Origin of the sequence: Anaerorhabdus sp. (assembly GCF_036641015.1) — a bacterium.
Classification (GTDB): domain Bacteria; phylum Bacillota_I; class Bacilli_A; order Erysipelotrichales; family Erysipelotrichaceae; genus Anaerorhabdus.
On sequence record NZ_JAVWFO010000015.1, the window covers coordinates 1 to 16,464 of the forward strand.

A 16,464-nucleotide genomic window follows, 5' to 3' on the forward strand; every position below is an offset into this window, starting at 1 on the left:
TAAAAAAAGTGTATTACTATTTCTAGTAATACACCATTTATTTTTAATGAAGTTTAGGATTAAAATTAGATTAAGCGTGCCAAGGTACAGATATTAATGCGTTGTAATTTGGTTGAGCCCAAATTCCGAACATACATCCAACAACACCAATTACAAGAAGTAATAGGATACATTTTGTTGGAGTCCAACCTTTTTTCTTAATTAGGAAATAGCACATTAATGTGAATCCTAATGGAATAAGAGCTGGTAAAATACCATTAATTAATCCTTGAAGATCGATAAAGTTTGCAGTTCCATCAGCTGTAACACCATTTGGAATCATCATTCCTAATGAAGTTGCGCCATAGTTACAAGTTAATGCACCAACTACGAATACTCCTAGCATAGATGCAGCATGAGTAAATTCACGAGCATTTTTAGTAAGTGTTTCGATAGCACCAGTACCTAATTTATAAGACCAGTTCATTAACCAGAAACGTAATCCCATTTGAACACCGAAAGTGATGATGAAATAAAGGATAGGTCCAACAATACTTCCACCAATTGCCATATTAGCTGTAATACCAGCAGTAATAGGAACTAGTGTGAACCAGAACAATGCATCACCAATACCACCTAAAGGTCCCATTGCAGCAACACGTACCGCACGGATTGAGTTGATATCAGCTTTTTGTTGTTCCATTGATAATACGATACCCATAACAAATGTTACTAAGAATGGGTGAGTGTTGAAGAATTCTAGGTTATGTCCCATAGAAGCAGATAAATCTTCTTTGTTTGTATGGATTGCTTCAAGCCCTGGTAAAATACCCCATAACCAACCAGCAGCTTGCATTCTTTCATAGTTGAATGAAGCTTGTAAGTTAAGAGAACGCCAAACCATTTTGTTTAATGTTTTCTTATCAAGAGGTTTAGCTGGCGTTAAATCTTTATAGTTTGTCATATTAGATGCCATCAGTTTCTCCTCCGTTTCCTGCTCCAGTTTGTGCTTTAATCTTAATGTTTGTATTAAAGTCATAAAGAGCAATTGCAGCTCCGATGAATGCTACTAGTAATAAAGTAGCTCCAGCTGTAGCAGCAACATTTCCTAATAAAGCAGCTGCAGCGAATCCTGCGAAGTAAATACCCCACATATCGTTAGCAAGCATGATTTTAAGTAGAATAGCAAACCCTACATAACGCATCATACCACCAGCTGCTCCTAAACCAGCCATAAACCAGCTGAAGTTTTTAGAGAAAGCTTCTAGAGATGAACCAAGTGCAGTACCACCAACATAAGCAGCAACACCTAAAACAGCGAAGATACTTCCTAAGATAACCATTGAAGTTAAGTTAACTGCAGTGATTCCTTTAGGATCTGCATTTTCAGCAGCTTTATCAGCCTTAGCCATTAAACCAGACATGATAGTGAATGTTAATGTAACTGTATATTGTCCGAATACTGCGAAAATAACAGCTGTTCCTAAAGCTTGGTCTGTAGGTAATCCTGCTTTAACAGCGAAGATCATTGCTACAATTCCACCTAGTACGGCATTTGGAGGTTGAGCTCCACCGACTGGCATGTTACCAACCATCATTAATTCATACGTACCACCAATTACAAGTCCTGTATTAAGGTCTCCAAGAATAAGACCGATAATAGGGCAAGCAATAATTGGACGGTATAGTAATTCAGTTAATGAGAATTGGTCAATCGCAAATATAAATGTTACGACTGCAAGTAATACGATTTGAATTACGTCCATTTTATCCTCCTATATTAGATAATTTTATTTAAATAATTTTGATACGTCTTCAGTACCTTCTTGTGGAACTTTACGAATTTCAAGTTCAACTCCAAGTTCTTGAAGTTTTTTGAAAGCAGCTACATCTGCATCATCTACTGCAACAGTTGTTGCAACTTGACGTTTACCATCAGCCATATGCATGTTTCCAATGTTTAACTTTTTGATAGGAACTCCTCCCTCAACAAGTGTTAGAACATCTTTTGGCGATTCACAAACGATAAAGATTTTTTGTGCATCTGAAGCTTTTTGAATTGTGTCAATAGTTTTTTGCAAAGTCCAATATCTTGTTTGCGCATAACTAGGTGCAGCCATATCCATTAATCCTTGACGGAATGTGTTGCCTGCAACGTCGTCATTAGCAACAAGAATTAAGTTAGCACCGATGCTTCCGCACCATTGAGTTGCCACTTGACCATGAATTAAACGATTGTCAATTCTTGTTAGTACAATATTTGGCATTTTTTCATCCTTCCCTTCATTTTTAGAATGCATCTATCCCCTTCCCAAGAAGTAAACGCTTTCTATGTTTTCATTATAGTTCAATTCACATAGAAATGTTTTATAATTTTCAATATTGGATTTGCACTTTTTAGTATTAATTTTCAAATAATGTAACGAATTGTGATGATTTTGTGAAAAACTAGTGTATAATTCAATTAGGTGATGATATGTATAATAAAACAACTAGCGCTTATTTCTTAAAATATGGAAAAATCACAGATTCATTTCGTGACCATAAAGAATTTAAAAAGAAAACAATTAGGATTACAGATAAAAAAGTTGCATCATTAACAATGTATGATCAACCGGTTTATGTTGAAATGGTTGATGGTATGGCAATAATCGTTATTGCTGATGCAGATCAAAACTTTGAACATCAGCTTTTTGTAATCCACCGTAATTTTAAAGTTTATCCCGATCAACATTTTTCGTTTATTACGCTTACTTCTTCGTCTACAATCAATCTATATATGAATCCAAACACTAGGCGTAGATCTCAAGATATCAATAAACCAATTGTTTATGAACCAATTAGACCTAATTTAATGATAAGTGAAATTTGTGCATATTATTATATGGTTAAATCTCCTGGTTATAAATTTTTTGGTGAATCACATCGTTATTTTGAGCTATCATTTGTGGATTCAGGAACATTGGAAACTAATGTTGAAGGCGTTGAATTTACGCTAAATAACTATGATTTACTTCTTTACGGTCCAAATCAGTACCATACACAAGAAATAAAATCAAATGAGCCTTGCAGTTATTTAACAATAATATTTGAATCAGACATTAAAGATTATGCCTCAATTATTAATCGCGTATTCCATTGTCCTAGAGAGTACTATCAAATTTTAGATAAGTTTGTAAAGATGACTACATCCCCTTTACCTTATGCAAAAGATTTAATGATCTCTTTTATTCAAGAATTAATATTACATTTATTACAATACGATTTAGAGGAACACATAACTAAACCCTCTACTCCGATACATCAACATTTTGAAAATGAATTATTGGAAGAAATACTAGCTTACATTAATGAGAAAATCTACGAACCATTACCTGTTGATGAAATCTGTGACCATTTTTCAATAAGTCGCTCAAGTTTACAAAATTTATTCAGAGACAATTTAAAAGTTGCTCCTAAACAGTATATTAACGAAGCAAAACTCGCTAAGAGCAAAGTATTAATAAAGAAATCTGAAAATACCATAAGTGAAATTTCATCGATGCTTGGATTTAACTCTATCCATTACTTTTCAAGGAAGTTTACCCATCGTTATAACATTACACCTAGTGAGTATGCTAAAAAAATCTATGAAGACTAAAAAAAGAGCTTACGCTCTTTTTTAAATTCCGTCTCCGTCGACTACTTCTTCAACTCTTTCAACGTATGTATACTTAATAACTTGATCTTTACCAGTATTAACTATCATATCTGCTAAAGCATCAACATCTTCCATAAATCCTCTAGCCATTGAAGATTCAACAATCATTCCTAGGTTTGTTCCACCAAGAACAACAATCTTTTCTTTTCTTTTCATAGAGATTTCTACAGATGTTTTAAATGGTGATCCACCAACTAAATCTGTAAACATCATAATTCCAGAACATCCTGCTAATTTTTCAATTGCATTGTTTAAATTTCTTTCTAAATCTTCTACTGAATCTTCTTGAACAAAGTCAACTGCTTCATAATTTTCTGGTTGTCCAGCAATTAGTTTAACTGAACTGCTTAAACCAGTAGCAAAGTTACCATGTCCTGTAATAATTATTCCTATCATCAAATTTCCTCCTATTTAGAATATGGATATAGAGTTACACCTTTTACTACACGGTTAACTTCTCCACTTGGACATGGATTGTCTGGTGTAATATTTAATGCTAATGATTTAAATAATGCAACAATTTGTGCAACAACAATATACTCTAATCCTAGATAAATATTATCATGTTTTTCACCATTATAGCAATAATAGAAATCTACTAACTCTTTAACTTCTTCACAAGCTGTGTTACATACTGCGAAAATTTTGTTTCCTTTACGTTGAGAACTCATTTCTTTGATTAAGTCAATTTCATATTGACGAGTGTATGCTTCATCACTTAAGTAGATAACTGTTAATGTGTCGTTATTAATAATTGATTTAGGACCATGTCTAAATCCTAGAGGTGTATCATACATTGTAACAACTTGCCCAGCTGTTAATTCAAGCATTTTTAACGCTGATTCTTGAGCAATTCCTTTAAGCGCATTGCTTCCTAAGTAAACAATACGTTTGAAGTCATAGCTATTTACTACATCTACACATGCAGTAAAGTCTGTTTCAACCATTTTGCTAGTTGTTTTAATAATTGATTCAACTTCTTTTGCAACAGCATCTAAATTATCTAAGCTAAAGCTTAATAATGTAGCTAGGTACATATTAGAGAATGATGAAGTCATCGCAAATGATTGGTCATGAGTTTCATCAGTTAAGTTAATTGCTAAACAATTTGATTTTCCTTCAGCACGTTTAGATAAAGCTCCATTTTTGTTACAAGTAACAAATAAATGATAAACATTGTCTGTAACAGCTTCAACAGCATCTACTGCACCAATTGATTCAGGTGAGTTTCCAGAACGTCCAAAACTAATTAATAATGTTGGCTTAGTACGTGAAATATAGTTTTCTGGTGTAGCTGTAATATCTGTAGTAGCATATGACTTTGTTTTAAAGTTTGTGCATTTGTTTAAGTAAGAAAACAAAGTATTTCCAACAAATTCACTTGTACCAGCTCCAGTTAAAATTATATCGTAATCTGGTTGTGATGTTACTTGTTTAAGGAATGCTTCAATTTCCCCCTTCATAGTCTTTACTTGGTTTATTGTCTTTTCCCAAGTTGCAGGTTGTTGATTAATTTCTGTTGCTGTAAATGTTGCTGATTTTGATTGTAAATCTTCTGTTGATAATCCAAATATTGTCATAAAGTACCCTCCTCTTTTACATCCTCATTATATGCATCCTTTATTTAAAGTACAACATTTTAGTTAAAACATATAATTTCATTGTTAAAAAGTATAAACATAGACTTTCAAAATGAACTAAAATATAATTAAGTTAATAAAAGGAGGATTACTTATGATTATTCAAAGTAAGAGAGTTTGGGTTTCAGGCCAATTTATCCCAGCTCAAATAGAAATTAACAATAACAAAATAGCGGCTGTATTACCTCATGGTTCAAAACCAGTTGACAAAGACTATCAAGAAAAGAGAATTGTACCAGGTTTCTTAGATATCCACTGTCATGGAGCATATGGCTTTGATACTAATGATGCAAATGAAGAAGGACTTCGTAACTGGCTTAAAAACATTCCTAATGAAGGAGTAACAGGTTTATGTCCAACTACTATCACTCAAAGTGTCGATGTTTTAACTGGTGCAGTAAAAAATGTTGCTCAAGTTGTTGATAGCGGATATGAAGGTGCAGAAATTCTAGGCATCCACTTTGAAGGCCCTTATCTAGACATGCACTATAAAGGTGCTCAACCTGAACAATATATCGTTCCTCCAACAGTTGAACAATTTAAAGAATACCAAAAAGCCGCAAATGGCTTAATCAAAATCATTACTCTAGCAACCGAAACAGATAAAGACTTTGAATTAACTCACTACTGCAGTGAAAATGATGTAGTAGTAAGTATTGGTCATAGTGCTGCTACTTATGAAGAAGCATTAATGGCTGTAGCAAATGGCGCTAAATCAATGACTCATATTTACAATGGTATGTCACCATTTAATCATAGAAGTAATGGTCTTGTTGGTGCGGCATTTAGATTTAGAGATGTATTTGGAGAAGTAATTTGTGATGGTAATCACTCTACTCCAGCTGCATTAAACATTTTATTTAACTCTAAGGGTAGAGATTATACAATTATGGTATCTGATGCATTAATGGCTAAAGGATCTCCAGCAGGAAGTAAATTTATTTTTGGTGGTAATGAAATTGAAATTTACCCTGATGGAAGTGCTCACTTAACTGCAACAAAAGGTTTAGCTGGAAGTACATTAAAGCTAAACGAAGGTCTAAAAGTATTAGTAGAATTAGCACAAATTCCGTTTGATGCTGCACTAAATGCTTGTACTTTAAATCCAGCTCGTTTATTGAAGATTGACGATCATAAAGGTAAAATTTGTTCAGGCTATGATGCTGACATGGTTGTCCTAAATGATGACTATTCAGTTGAACAAACATATTGCAGAGGTAAAGAAAGCTTATAGCCCTTTTCATTTTAACTATTTTAAAGTATTATAATAAGGTACGGAGGAAAGTAAATGACTACGAGTAGAAAAAAAATCATTGTTTCTGGAAGAAATATTTACCAAGACGAAAAAGGAAGAAATATTTTATATAACAAGAATTCAGGTGTTGGTTACCTCATTCAAGAAAAGGATGAGAAGAACTATAACATGTATAAAAACCGTTATATATTTGTAATTGTTGGTGTTATTTTAGCAACTAACTTCTTGGCTAACGTTTGGATTTGTTTAGCATTTGGACTTATTGCATTAGCAATATTGGAGTATCGTTACCGTAAAGTATTTATTCCTACCCTAGTACAAATAACTAACTTCAAACCTTATGAAAATTTAACATATATTGATCAAATAGTTAAAAACGCTGAACCAAATAAGATTTTATTATCTGGAATATTATATGTTGCATTTGCAATATTGTTAGTAATTAACGGCATAGAAATGAAATTATCAACCGCATTAATGATAGGCAACATTGTTATTGCATGTGGTTCTATCGTATTCGCAGGTATTCATTTCATAGCTTTTGCTAGAATGAAAAAAGCAAAATAAACATAATAAAACGATGATTTAGAGTAATCTTTAAATCATCGTTTTTATTTTGTATTAATCGTTTTCGTGAGATATTTTTTTCGCCCAATTTCCAACAAATGGCAAACGATAAGCGATCCATCCATATGCCTTAATTGCCGCAATAACTTGCAGAATAGAAATGAATGTAAAGATAATCCCTAAAATAAAGATAAAGAATATTGCTGTTGCAAATCCTCCTATATTACTTGCAAAAACCGAGAATATTGCACCAACTATTCCAATTCCAGTAATAATTCCAAATATAAATCCATAGAATACATTCATTAGAAATGCTTGCCATGCATGAAATTTTACTAATTTACTATCTTTTTCCATGATAATTACAATAAGCGGAATTAACCAACTAAAAACCGCTGCATTGCTCATATATAAAACTACACTAAATACAAATGGTAATAAATAAACCAAAAGTGAAACAATGTTCGCATCCATTCCTAGAATAGATGATTTATGAAATTCATATTTTTTATTCATATCTTTTCCCTTTACTGGATTAAAGCTGGATTAAACTTAATTGTACTTTTTTTCGTTCATTATCAATAGCACTTACCCATACATGTACAATATCACCTACTGATAAAATTTCACTTGGATGAGACACTCGTTCTTTACTTAATTTAGAAATATGAATTAACCCATCTTCATGTAAACCAATATCAACAAATGCACCAAAATCGACAACGTTACGAACAACGCCTTCCAATTGATCACCTACATGCAAATCTTCAATTTCCAAAACATCTTTACGAAGAAGAGGTCCATCATATTGCTCACGATAGTCACGTAATGGTTGACGGATAGAATCAACAATATCTTGCAATGTATATTCATCTATTCCAAACTCGATTACGTCATTTTTAATATCAATTTTCAATTCTTCAACTTGTCCTAATTCTTTAATATTATATTTTGCCATAATCTTTTGTGCAATTAAATAACTTTCAGGGTGAATTCCTGTTTGATCCAATGGATTATAGCTACCTTGAACACGTAAGAACCCAGCACATTGTTGGAATGTTTTATCACCCATTTTTTTAACATCTTTAATTTGTTCACGAGAATTAAATCGCCCATTTGAATTTCTAAAATCCACAATTGCTTTTGCACTCGACTTATTTAAACCAGAAATATGCATTAATAATTCTTGGCTAGCTGTATTAATGTCTACACCAACCCTATTTACTGATTTAAGAATAGCAAAATCCAAACGCTCAGTTAATTGTTTTTGAGGTAAATCATGTTGATATTGACCAACGCCAATACTTTTAGGATCAATTTTTATTAATTCAGATAATGGATCCAAAATTCTTCTACCTATTGATACAGCTGATCTTTGTTCAACATGTAAATCAGGAAACTCTGCACGTGCTAATTCACTAGCACTATATACCGATGCGCCTGCTTCACTAACCAGCGTGTATTGAACATTTAATTTATTTCTACTAATTACATCTGCAACAAAGCTTTCAGATTCACGTGATGCAGTTCCATTACCAATCGCAACAATTTCAATTGGAAATTCTTTAAATAAACTCAACAATGTTTTTTCTGCTTCTTCTTTTTTATTTACAGGCGCATGTGGATATATTACTGAAATTTTAAGTAGTTTTCCTGTATTATCCAACACTGCTAGTTTACATCCTGTTCTAAAAGCTGGGTCAAAACCTAAAACAGTTTTACCAATTAAAGGTGGTTGCATTAATAATTTTTCAACATTCATTGAGAATATTTCTATTGATTGATTTTGTGCTTTATCACTAAGTTCATTTCTTATTTCACGTTCAACGCTAGGAAATAATAAACGTTTGCATCCATCAGCTGCAGCTTCTTCAATAATATCTTGTACAACAGTTGCTTTATCTCTAGTGATTCCACGTATTGCATATTTAGTTAAATAACCTTGATCATAATCCATTGATACAGTAATTACTTTTTCTTTTTCTGCCCTATCAATAGCCATTATGCGATGACTTGCTATATATCCTATACGATCAGTAAAGTCATAATACATTTTGTATACTTTACCTTCATCATTATGTTTTTTCTTTTCCTTTGTAATTATCTTTCCATAACGGCTTATTGAGTCTTGTACTTTCCAACGCAATTTTGCATTATCACTTACACGCTCTGCTATTATGTCTTTAGCACCTTGAATAGCCTCTTCAATAGTTTCTACTTTATCATTTAAAAATTTTTGTGCTTCTATTTTAACATCACCTTGATAAGGACATTTAAATATCCAATCTGCAAGTGGTTCTAACCCTTTTGCAATTGCATCTGTGGCGCGTGTCTTACGCTTTTGTTGATATGGTCTATAAATATCTTCAACTTGTGATAGTTTTGTACAAGCTAATACTTCTTTCTTTATTTCCTCTGTTAGTTTACCTTGTGTTTCAATAATTCTTAATACATCTTCTTTTCTTTTTTCTAAATTTACTTGGTATTCATATTGTTTTTGAATATATTGAATTTGTTCTTCATCTAATCCTTTTGTCATTTCTTTTCTATATCTTGCGATGAAGGGTACCGTACTTCCTTCTTCTAATAATTTAAGAGTATTTTTAATTTGATCAACTCCTATTTTTAATTCATCAGCAATTGGTTGTATTAAATGTTCCATATTTTTGTCTCCTTTTTCACTTGTATAATCATAACATATCCAACTCTAAATTTGATTTTAATTTTATGCATCTATGATATAATAAATTTGAGGTGGAAATATGAATATAAATTTCAAAGATAAGAAAACTATCGGACTCATGATTGCAGCAGGAATACTTGTATTACTTACTATTGCAATTGTTGCTATCTTCTTTTTATTTCCTACAAAAAAGATAGAAATCCCTGAATTTACTAACAAAAATAAGACTGATGTAGATACTTGGATAATGGAAAATGAAATTCCAACCGAACAAGTATTAATGAATTATGAATTTAATGAAACAATTGGGAAAGATGTTGTACTTTCACAAAGTATTATAGCTGGAGAAAATCTTAAGAAAGATGATGTACTTACTATCATATTATCCAACGGTCCAGATCCAGATTTATTAGTTACTTTGCCTGATTTTACAGGAATGAAACATGATGAAATTGATGCATGGTTTGTAGAAAATAAGTTTACTGATGTTACATATGAATACATCCCTGATGCAAAAATTAAGAAAGATATTTTTATTAAGAGTAATGTAACTGAAACAGATGTAAAACGAAGTACACCTATTTTGATTTCAATATCTGTTGGTACTGAATCAGTAGGAATCGAAATAGCAATGCCTGATTTTAAAGATTATACAAAAGCAAATATCCAAGCATGGGGCAAAACAAACAATATTACAATTAGTTTCAAAGAAGAAGCTAGTGAAACAATTGCTTCTGGTAAAGTAATATCTCAAGACCCTAAAGCAGGTACTACAATTAAAACTGGTGGTAAAATTACTGTTACCCTATCCACTGGTAAAGGATCAACTGCAACTAATTTTGCAGGTAAAACCAAAAAAGATGTTGATTCATGGGCAAAAACAAATAACATTAAAATTTCTTATGTAGAAGTTTATGATAATAAAGTAGCTAGTGGTACAGTAATTTCAAATAAACCAAACTCTGGCACAATGAAATCTGGTGCAACAATGACTGTTAATATTTCTGTCGGTAAACCAAGTGTTGATAACTATACAGGTAAATCTAAAGATAGTTTCAATACATATATTGATGGATTGAATAAAAAATCAGCAAATCTAAAAATAACAGTAACAGAAGTTGAAAGCGATAAGGCAGTTGGTACTATTATTGAACAAATTATCAATAATAAAGTTGTATCAGGAGCAACAACTGTGGATACTGGAACAACTATTACTATTAAAGTAGCAAAAGTTCAAACAAAAAACGTTGAAAGTAAACCAGGTTCTTCATATGATGACTTCAAGAAATATGTTGAAGGTTTAGGCATGAAGGTTGGGGCAAAAACTGAAAGATATAACGATACTTATAATTCAGGAATTGTAGTATCAAATGATAGTGGTTCTAAACCAATCGGTACATCTATTAACTTTATTTCTTCATTAGGAAAATATACTCCTAATGCAGCTGAATTCGATGGAAGAAGCAAGACCGATGCTCAAAACAAAATGAATGAGTATATTAACAAAAAATCTGGAAGTAGCATTTCATTCAATGAACCTAGTTTCTCAGATAAAACTAAAGATTTGACTTATGGTTGTCAACCAAGTGGTAAAAATGTTATATGTAATATTTCAAAAGGTCCTGAACCTAAGCCAGTTGATCTCGTCTCATTTGCTGATAGTCCGGAATCGGCTTTAATAGGTTTCATTAGTAGCAATAAATTAAATGTAGGGACAAGAACCGAACAATACTCTGATACAATTGTTTCTGGCAACATAATATCTAATGATATTGGTTCTTTCTTACCAGGACATAAAATTAATTATGTTGTATCAAAAGGTCCAGAACCAACATTTACAATCGTTGACCTTCAAGTGAAGAAAGGTACCAATGGCCAAGCAACTTATGATAACGTTAATTCCTATTTACTCGGTTTAGGTATACCTGCTTCACAGATTAAATTTGAAATAGTTGATGATTCTGGTAGAAGTACAGGAGAGATTTACGAGTATACTGGAGCAGGACTTTATAAATATAATCAAATTTTCACTGGAAAAATTGCTAGATAGTATAATTTATTAAACATAAAAAGATGATTGTTAAAAGCATACTTACTATGCCAAAATTAAACAATCATCTTTTTTTATCGATTTACAAAGAAAAAAGTATTAAGATAATTATTAAAAATAGTCATACATATCACAGTTGTAATATATTTATGAGATTTAATGCAAATAAAAAATATCTTTTACAATAATTCAAAAATAAGGTGTTGAAATTTTATTATTTATAGTAGATTTAAATGATTATTGCATAGAGAAATTCTTATTAAAAAATACGTTGTTAAAAATATGTAAGTAATAAGCAAATTAGCAAAAATTACATGAAAATATTTATAAAACATATTTTCTATCAAATGATAATATTTTTAATTCATATGAAAATGAAATACATAAAAGGATGAACACGTATCTATTCGATACAAATTCACCCTGTTTATACTCCACAGTTAGTGGATAGATTTATTCTTATACTTTAAGCATTAATTAACGTTTTCTTGTTTTGAATCATTTTCTACTGGTGTCTCTCCCATTGAATTGTCAACCTTTTCATCTAATGCAATAGGATTTACATAAAATCCTTTAATATCAAACATAACTCTTGTTTTATTAAATTTATCTATGCTACCTTTTATAGATTTAGTATCACTTGTATAATCCAAATATTTTTTACTTGATGAATCCTTAATATCAACCAACTCTGAATAATCCTTTGTGTTAATAATTAGTTTTAAATTGTATTTCCCATCTTCTATTGATTCAAGAGGTAATTTAAATTCAAACCAAGTATAGTCATAATTGTATTTAGTCACTGAAGATTGCTCAGTTGTATTATTCCAATATGAATCTCCATCATTTAGTTTATTTACTCCTAAAGTTTCAAATGATAAAACTTTTCCTGTACTTTCATTGACTAACAATAATGTGTACTTAACTTCGTCTTTATCACTAAATGAAGCACCCTTAATATATGCAGAACCCTTCAGTATTAATTGATCCTTTGTTTCATTTAAACGGTTAATTGATAGAAAACTGTAAGCTTCTAGATAAGTAGGTAGTGTTCCTTTAGGTGTAAAACTAATTTGATAGTTTCTTACTTTAATTTCAAATCTATTCAAGAATGTATTTTCTTTTTTAATTTGAATAAATTTATTTGAAAGATTTATTTCTTGAGTATCTTGCAATAAATCAGATCCTCTTAGTACGGTGGAAAATTCTTTTCCATCCGCTGTTGTAACTAAATTAATTTTATATTCTCCAACACTTAAATCAGCAGTTGGAATAACACCTTCAAACCAAGCATGTGAGTAATCAAGTCCATGATCATATCCTAGACTTGGATCATACTCGCCTGTCTTGCTAGTTAAATCAATTGATTTGATAACTTTATCATTTGCTAAGTCAATGATATCAACTCTATGTTTAACTTTCTCTTTTGAATTGTTTCTACCCTCTACATATGCCAATCCACTAACGCTTATTACCCCTGCATCGTCCATGGTTAATGACTTTGTCATAGCGACATAGTTTTCTTCAATTTTACGTTGCGTAATTGCTATCTTCGTATCAGTCGCTGTACTTACAATAGCATACATATATTGACCGATGTTCGTAGCTACCGAAGTTAAATTAGTAATTGCTTTAGTTTCAGTATATTTTTCATGAACTGTTTTTATAGATAAACTATATGTTCCAGGTTTTGTAAGCGTTGTTATGTCTATTCCAATACCAGCGAATCCAGCAGCAGAGTAATTTTCTTCACCATAATAAATTGGAATTAGCTCAATTTCTGATTTTTTTGTGCCATCATCAAAAATAAGATAATGTTTTAAATCTTCTGTATTGTCAGCATATATTCCTGGTTGATATGCATTACCAAATAATGTAATTTTTCCATTCGATAGTGAGAATTGCGTAATTTCTTGTTTAAATGTTCCTTCTGGTTTAGTTCCTGGTTCTTCAACAACAGGTGGAGTATTAGAATTTAATCCTGTTACATAGCCTGTTGGGATGAAACCAACACTTTGGTTCCAATCATATCCAACTAAACCTTTGGTAGAACCATTAATTAGATTACCACCTGATATAGGATTAGTTGATTGAATTTTATAATTTCCAGATTCACTTCCTAATATTGCTACAGTATGGTTTTCTTGATATGTTGCTCCATAAGCGGAGTTATATAGTTTTGATCCATTTGGTGTCTTATTAACATTTACACCATATGTATTAATTACACCAACGCTATATTTATTGTAATCAGCAAATCCTGATGCTTTATCAATACTATATGCTATCGCTGCAATCTTATATCCCCAATAAGGATCTGCTGCATACTTTACATTAAATCCTGAGCCTTTATTACCTACATGACTTCCAAAGAATCTAGAATCATCAATATCTGTATAACCACGTAAATTAATACCCATATGTTCATTTATGGCTGCTTCTATTGATGAGAAATATGAAGCACTTCCAGGATTGCTATCAAAAGCATTCCAGCCAAATAAGTTATTTCTATTTAGTGCAAAATCACTTGTTCCATATGCTGACTCTAAACATGCTAAAGAGTAAACTAGTAACGCATTTATTCCATATGAATTTTGCGCATTAATGAAAGTCTGACCTTGACCTTTCATCTTACTATTTGTACCACTACCTTTAACAGAAATTAAGAAATTATCAAATACACTTGCAGGTATGTTTGACTTTGTACGCGTTGGTAAGAATTGATAATAATTGTAATAAGTTCCAACCTTATTTGTATATTTTGCATCAGAATAGAATGTATACCCATCATAACTATAATAAGTTCCAACGTTCATCCAATCTGCTGCTAAACCAACAGTCATATTATATACAGCGGGCCAAGTATTACTAGACCAACCACTATAAGATACATAGGTTAATTCTTTATTGGACCCATTTTGATTTACTTCATAATGTGCTTGATACACATGTGTTCTAAATGGTTGCTCATTTGCTGCAGAAGTATCATTACCACCTAATACACAAGTAACATTACTTCCCAAGAACGCATATGGAACCAAATCAACATTAGCTAAATCAGCAGTTCCTTTAAATCCTGTTATATTTACAAGAATAGTTCCGTTACCATCACCATTATAACTATAGGTTGAGTTATAAATCATTTCTCTATGCTTAGTTACATAAGTAACTTTCTTATATTGATGATTATAATCTTGAGTGATATTCATTGTAGAACTTCCAGATCTCATTGGATATGAAATTGCAAGTCCCTTACTCATCGAAACAATTTTCATAGGACTTTTACTTGAAGCATGTCTTACTACTCCATCATCTCCATATCCCCACATTTTATTTTGAGCTTCAGAAAATGAATTATGACATGAATGTGTTGTAAATGTACCATTCGTATTTGCTGTCGCAACTTCATATTGACTACCACTACATCCCATAGAAGTCATATCAGTTGCATATGTTTCTATTGGTGTAACAATTGGACTTTGTAGCATAACTAAAGAAGAAAATACTAATGTCATGCTCAGAATAAATTTAATTAGTTTGTTCATTTTCTATCCCCCTTAGTTTAAATCAACATTGATTGTAATCCAAGAATCTTGTCCTTGAATTTTTAGTTTTAAAACACCTTTATAGGTAACTGGACTTTCTACTGGACTATAGGCTACAAAGAATAAATCCCCTGCATCTTTTTCATTTATTTCTTTACCAATAATATTTGAATACTTCATTGATTGAATTGAACTATCCAAAGCAACAAAAGTCTCTTTTGAATCATTAGGTACGTATTGAGCTTCCTCGATTACAATTTTGTCTCCCCATAATGATACTGCTTCAATATTGAATGAATATACTTCTACAGTAGAAGGAAGTAAATATTCTTGACCACTTTGTGTCATTGTATCTCCTGTGATTGGATAAGCACTAGACACTGTCATTTGATAAGATCTACCATCGGTAATAATATCATCCGCTTTGTATTGCAACATTGCTTCAGTACCTTTACCGTTAGCTAAACTTATCTTAATATCTTCAGTTCCTAAATCATTTTTAATGATGATTTCTTTAGCATTTTTATCTTTAACTGGAATGAATATGTTTACCATCGTACTAGGTTCATTAGAAAGTATTTCAAACCATACATTTTGTTTACCTAAGAATAATGATTTATCTTCTAATGCTTTTACGTATGTATCAACTTGATCTAATGCAATTCCCTCACTCGTTGTAAAGTGACTTAACTTTAAGTTAATAGCTTCATCAGATTGTACTCTTATTTTTGCAATAACGAATTTAAAATCAGTTTCTTTCAAATCAAATACAACTGAGTCCATTAAATCAATTTGATAAGCACCATCTACTTTTTCTTCAGGTTTACTTTGACTGCCATCAGCCATTGTAATATCATTTATTAACTGATCATTAGGTTTAGCTGGTTTACTAGTTAATTGAAATATAAAGAATGCACCGATAGCAAGGATAAGTAATCCAATACCAATACATAAGTATAACTTTGTTTTATTGAGTTTGTTATTATTCATAAACATTCCTCCACATAATAATTATAGCATAATCTTCCAAATGTAGACTGAAATT

Annotated in this window: 13 protein-coding genes; 4 read left to right on the forward strand and 9 right to left on the reverse strand. The window is 31.4% G+C overall.

All coding sequences use genetic code 11. From position 1 onward, the window contains the following. Positions 1–70: 70 nt before the first annotated feature. Genes RR430_RS03630 through agaV form a run of 3 tightly spaced genes read right to left on the reverse strand, consistent with a single transcriptional unit; the run spans position 71 to position 2,246 of the window. The gene (locus RR430_RS03630) at positions 71–955 is read right to left on the reverse strand and encodes a PTS system mannose/fructose/sorbose family transporter subunit IID (protein WP_332487057.1); all 885 of its coding nucleotides are present in this window, start codon (positions 953–955) and stop codon (positions 71–73) included. Next, positions 945–1,745 (reverse strand): PTS mannose/fructose/sorbose/N-acetylgalactosamine transporter subunit IIC, encoded by an 801-nt coding sequence (locus RR430_RS03635; protein ID WP_332487055.1) that lies wholly within the window; start codon positions 1,743–1,745, stop codon positions 945–947. The genes RR430_RS03630 and RR430_RS03635 overlap by 11 nt, the downstream gene beginning before the upstream one ends. A gap of 24 nt (positions 1,746–1,769) precedes the next feature. Next, positions 1,770–2,246 carry a PTS N-acetylgalactosamine transporter subunit IIB gene (gene agaV, locus RR430_RS03640; protein ID WP_332487053.1) on the reverse strand — a complete coding sequence of 159 codons (477 nt, stop codon included), beginning with the start codon at positions 2,244–2,246 and terminating at the stop codon, positions 1,770–1,772. Between the two features lie 209 nt (positions 2,247–2,455). On the opposite strand from agaV, the gene RR430_RS03645 reads away from it, so the two are divergent. Next, positions 2,456–3,619: a helix-turn-helix transcriptional regulator gene (locus tag RR430_RS03645; protein WP_332487051.1), complete on the forward strand. Its 1,164-nt coding sequence runs from the start codon at positions 2,456–2,458 to the stop codon at positions 3,617–3,619. A 21-nt stretch (positions 3,620–3,640) separates the two neighbouring features. Here RR430_RS03645 and agaF read toward each other — a convergent pair whose 3' ends face one another. Both agaF and RR430_RS03655 read right to left on the reverse strand, forming a co-directional pair. Continuing rightward, the gene (gene agaF / locus RR430_RS03650) at positions 3,641–4,075 is read right to left on the reverse strand and encodes a PTS galactosamine/N-acetylgalactosamine transporter subunit IIA (protein WP_332487050.1); all 435 of its coding nucleotides are present in this window, start codon (positions 4,073–4,075) and stop codon (positions 3,641–3,643) included. A gap of 11 nt (positions 4,076–4,086) precedes the next feature. Further along, the gene (locus RR430_RS03655) at positions 4,087–5,259 is read right to left on the reverse strand and encodes an SIS domain-containing protein (protein WP_332487048.1); all 1,173 of its coding nucleotides are present in this window, start codon (positions 5,257–5,259) and stop codon (positions 4,087–4,089) included. Between the two features lie 154 nt (positions 5,260–5,413). On the opposite strand from RR430_RS03655, the gene nagA reads away from it, so the two are divergent. Both nagA and RR430_RS03665 read left to right on the forward strand, forming a co-directional pair. Next, positions 5,414–6,553 carry an N-acetylglucosamine-6-phosphate deacetylase gene (nagA, locus tag RR430_RS03660; protein WP_332508665.1) on the forward strand — a complete coding sequence of 380 codons (1,140 nt, stop codon included), beginning with the start codon at positions 5,414–5,416 and terminating at the stop codon, positions 6,551–6,553. Positions 6,554–6,607: 54 nt separating this feature from the next. Beyond that, entirely contained in the window at positions 6,608–7,141 is a 534-nt protein-coding gene (locus RR430_RS03665) for a hypothetical protein (protein WP_332487045.1), read from the forward strand. Between the two features lie 54 nt (positions 7,142–7,195). Here the strand turns inward: RR430_RS03665 and RR430_RS03670 are convergent, their stop codons facing one another. Continuing rightward, positions 7,196–7,657, reverse strand: a complete 462-nt coding sequence (locus RR430_RS03670) for a hypothetical protein (protein ID WP_332487044.1) — start codon at positions 7,655–7,657, stop codon at positions 7,196–7,198. 19 nt (positions 7,658–7,676) lie between these two features. Then, positions 7,677–9,803 carry a Tex family protein gene (locus RR430_RS03675; protein ID WP_332487042.1) on the reverse strand — a complete coding sequence of 709 codons (2,127 nt, stop codon included), beginning with the start codon at positions 9,801–9,803 and terminating at the stop codon, positions 7,677–7,679. A gap of 100 nt (positions 9,804–9,903) precedes the next feature. Between RR430_RS03675 and RR430_RS03680 the strand changes: the two genes are divergently transcribed. Beyond that, the gene (locus RR430_RS03680) at positions 9,904–11,874 is read left to right on the forward strand and encodes a PASTA domain-containing protein (protein ID WP_332508667.1); all 1,971 of its coding nucleotides are present in this window, start codon (positions 9,904–9,906) and stop codon (positions 11,872–11,874) included. A gap of 473 nt (positions 11,875–12,347) precedes the next feature. On the opposite strand, the gene RR430_RS03685 is transcribed toward RR430_RS03680, so the two are convergent. Together RR430_RS03685 and RR430_RS03690 are read right to left on the reverse strand one after the other, a co-directional pair. Further along, the gene (locus RR430_RS03685; protein WP_332487039.1) at positions 12,348–15,419 is read right to left on the reverse strand and encodes an N-acetylglucosaminidase; all 3,072 of its coding nucleotides are present in this window, start codon (positions 15,417–15,419) and stop codon (positions 12,348–12,350) included. Positions 15,420–15,431: 12 nt separating this feature from the next. After that, positions 15,432–16,409 carry a hypothetical protein gene (locus RR430_RS03690; protein WP_332487038.1) on the reverse strand — a complete coding sequence of 326 codons (978 nt, stop codon included), beginning with the start codon at positions 16,407–16,409 and terminating at the stop codon, positions 15,432–15,434. Positions 16,410–16,464: the final 55 nt, after the last annotated feature.

What these genes read in the sequence shown, in the direction of transcription:
- agaF (WP_332487050.1), bottom strand. Translation starts at nt 4,075, where the DNA reads ATGATAGGAATAATTATTACAGGACATGGTAACTTTGCTACTGGTTTA.
- RR430_RS03635 (WP_332487055.1), bottom strand. Translation starts at nt 1,745, where the DNA reads ATGGACGTAATTCAAATCGTATTACTTGCAGTCGTAACATTTATATTT.
- RR430_RS03675 (WP_332487042.1), bottom strand. Translation starts at nt 9,803, where the DNA reads ATGGAACATTTAATACAACCAATTGCTGATGAATTAAAAATAGGAGTT.
- RR430_RS03655 (WP_332487048.1), bottom strand. Translation starts at nt 5,259, where the DNA reads ATGACAATATTTGGATTATCAACAGAAGATTTACAATCAAAATCAGCA.
- RR430_RS03670 (WP_332487044.1), bottom strand. Translation starts at nt 7,657, where the DNA reads ATGAATAAAAAATATGAATTTCATAAATCATCTATTCTAGGAATGGAT.
- RR430_RS03645 (WP_332487051.1), top strand. Translation starts at nt 2,456, where the DNA reads ATGTATAATAAAACAACTAGCGCTTATTTCTTAAAATATGGAAAAATC.
- agaV (WP_332487053.1), bottom strand. Translation starts at nt 2,246, where the DNA reads ATGCCAAATATTGTACTAACAAGAATTGACAATCGTTTAATTCATGGT.
- RR430_RS03665 (WP_332487045.1), top strand. Translation starts at nt 6,608, where the DNA reads ATGACTACGAGTAGAAAAAAAATCATTGTTTCTGGAAGAAATATTTAC.
- RR430_RS03680 (WP_332508667.1), top strand. Translation starts at nt 9,904, where the DNA reads ATGAATATAAATTTCAAAGATAAGAAAACTATCGGACTCATGATTGCA.
- nagA (WP_332508665.1), top strand. Translation starts at nt 5,414, where the DNA reads ATGATTATTCAAAGTAAGAGAGTTTGGGTTTCAGGCCAATTTATCCCA.
- RR430_RS03690 (WP_332487038.1), bottom strand. Translation starts at nt 16,409, where the DNA reads ATGAATAATAACAAACTCAATAAAACAAAGTTATACTTATGTATTGGT.
- RR430_RS03685 (WP_332487039.1), bottom strand. Translation starts at nt 15,419, where the DNA reads ATGAACAAACTAATTAAATTTATTCTGAGCATGACATTAGTATTTTCT.
- RR430_RS03630 (WP_332487057.1), bottom strand. Translation starts at nt 955, where the DNA reads ATGGCATCTAATATGACAAACTATAAAGATTTAACGCCAGCTAAACCT.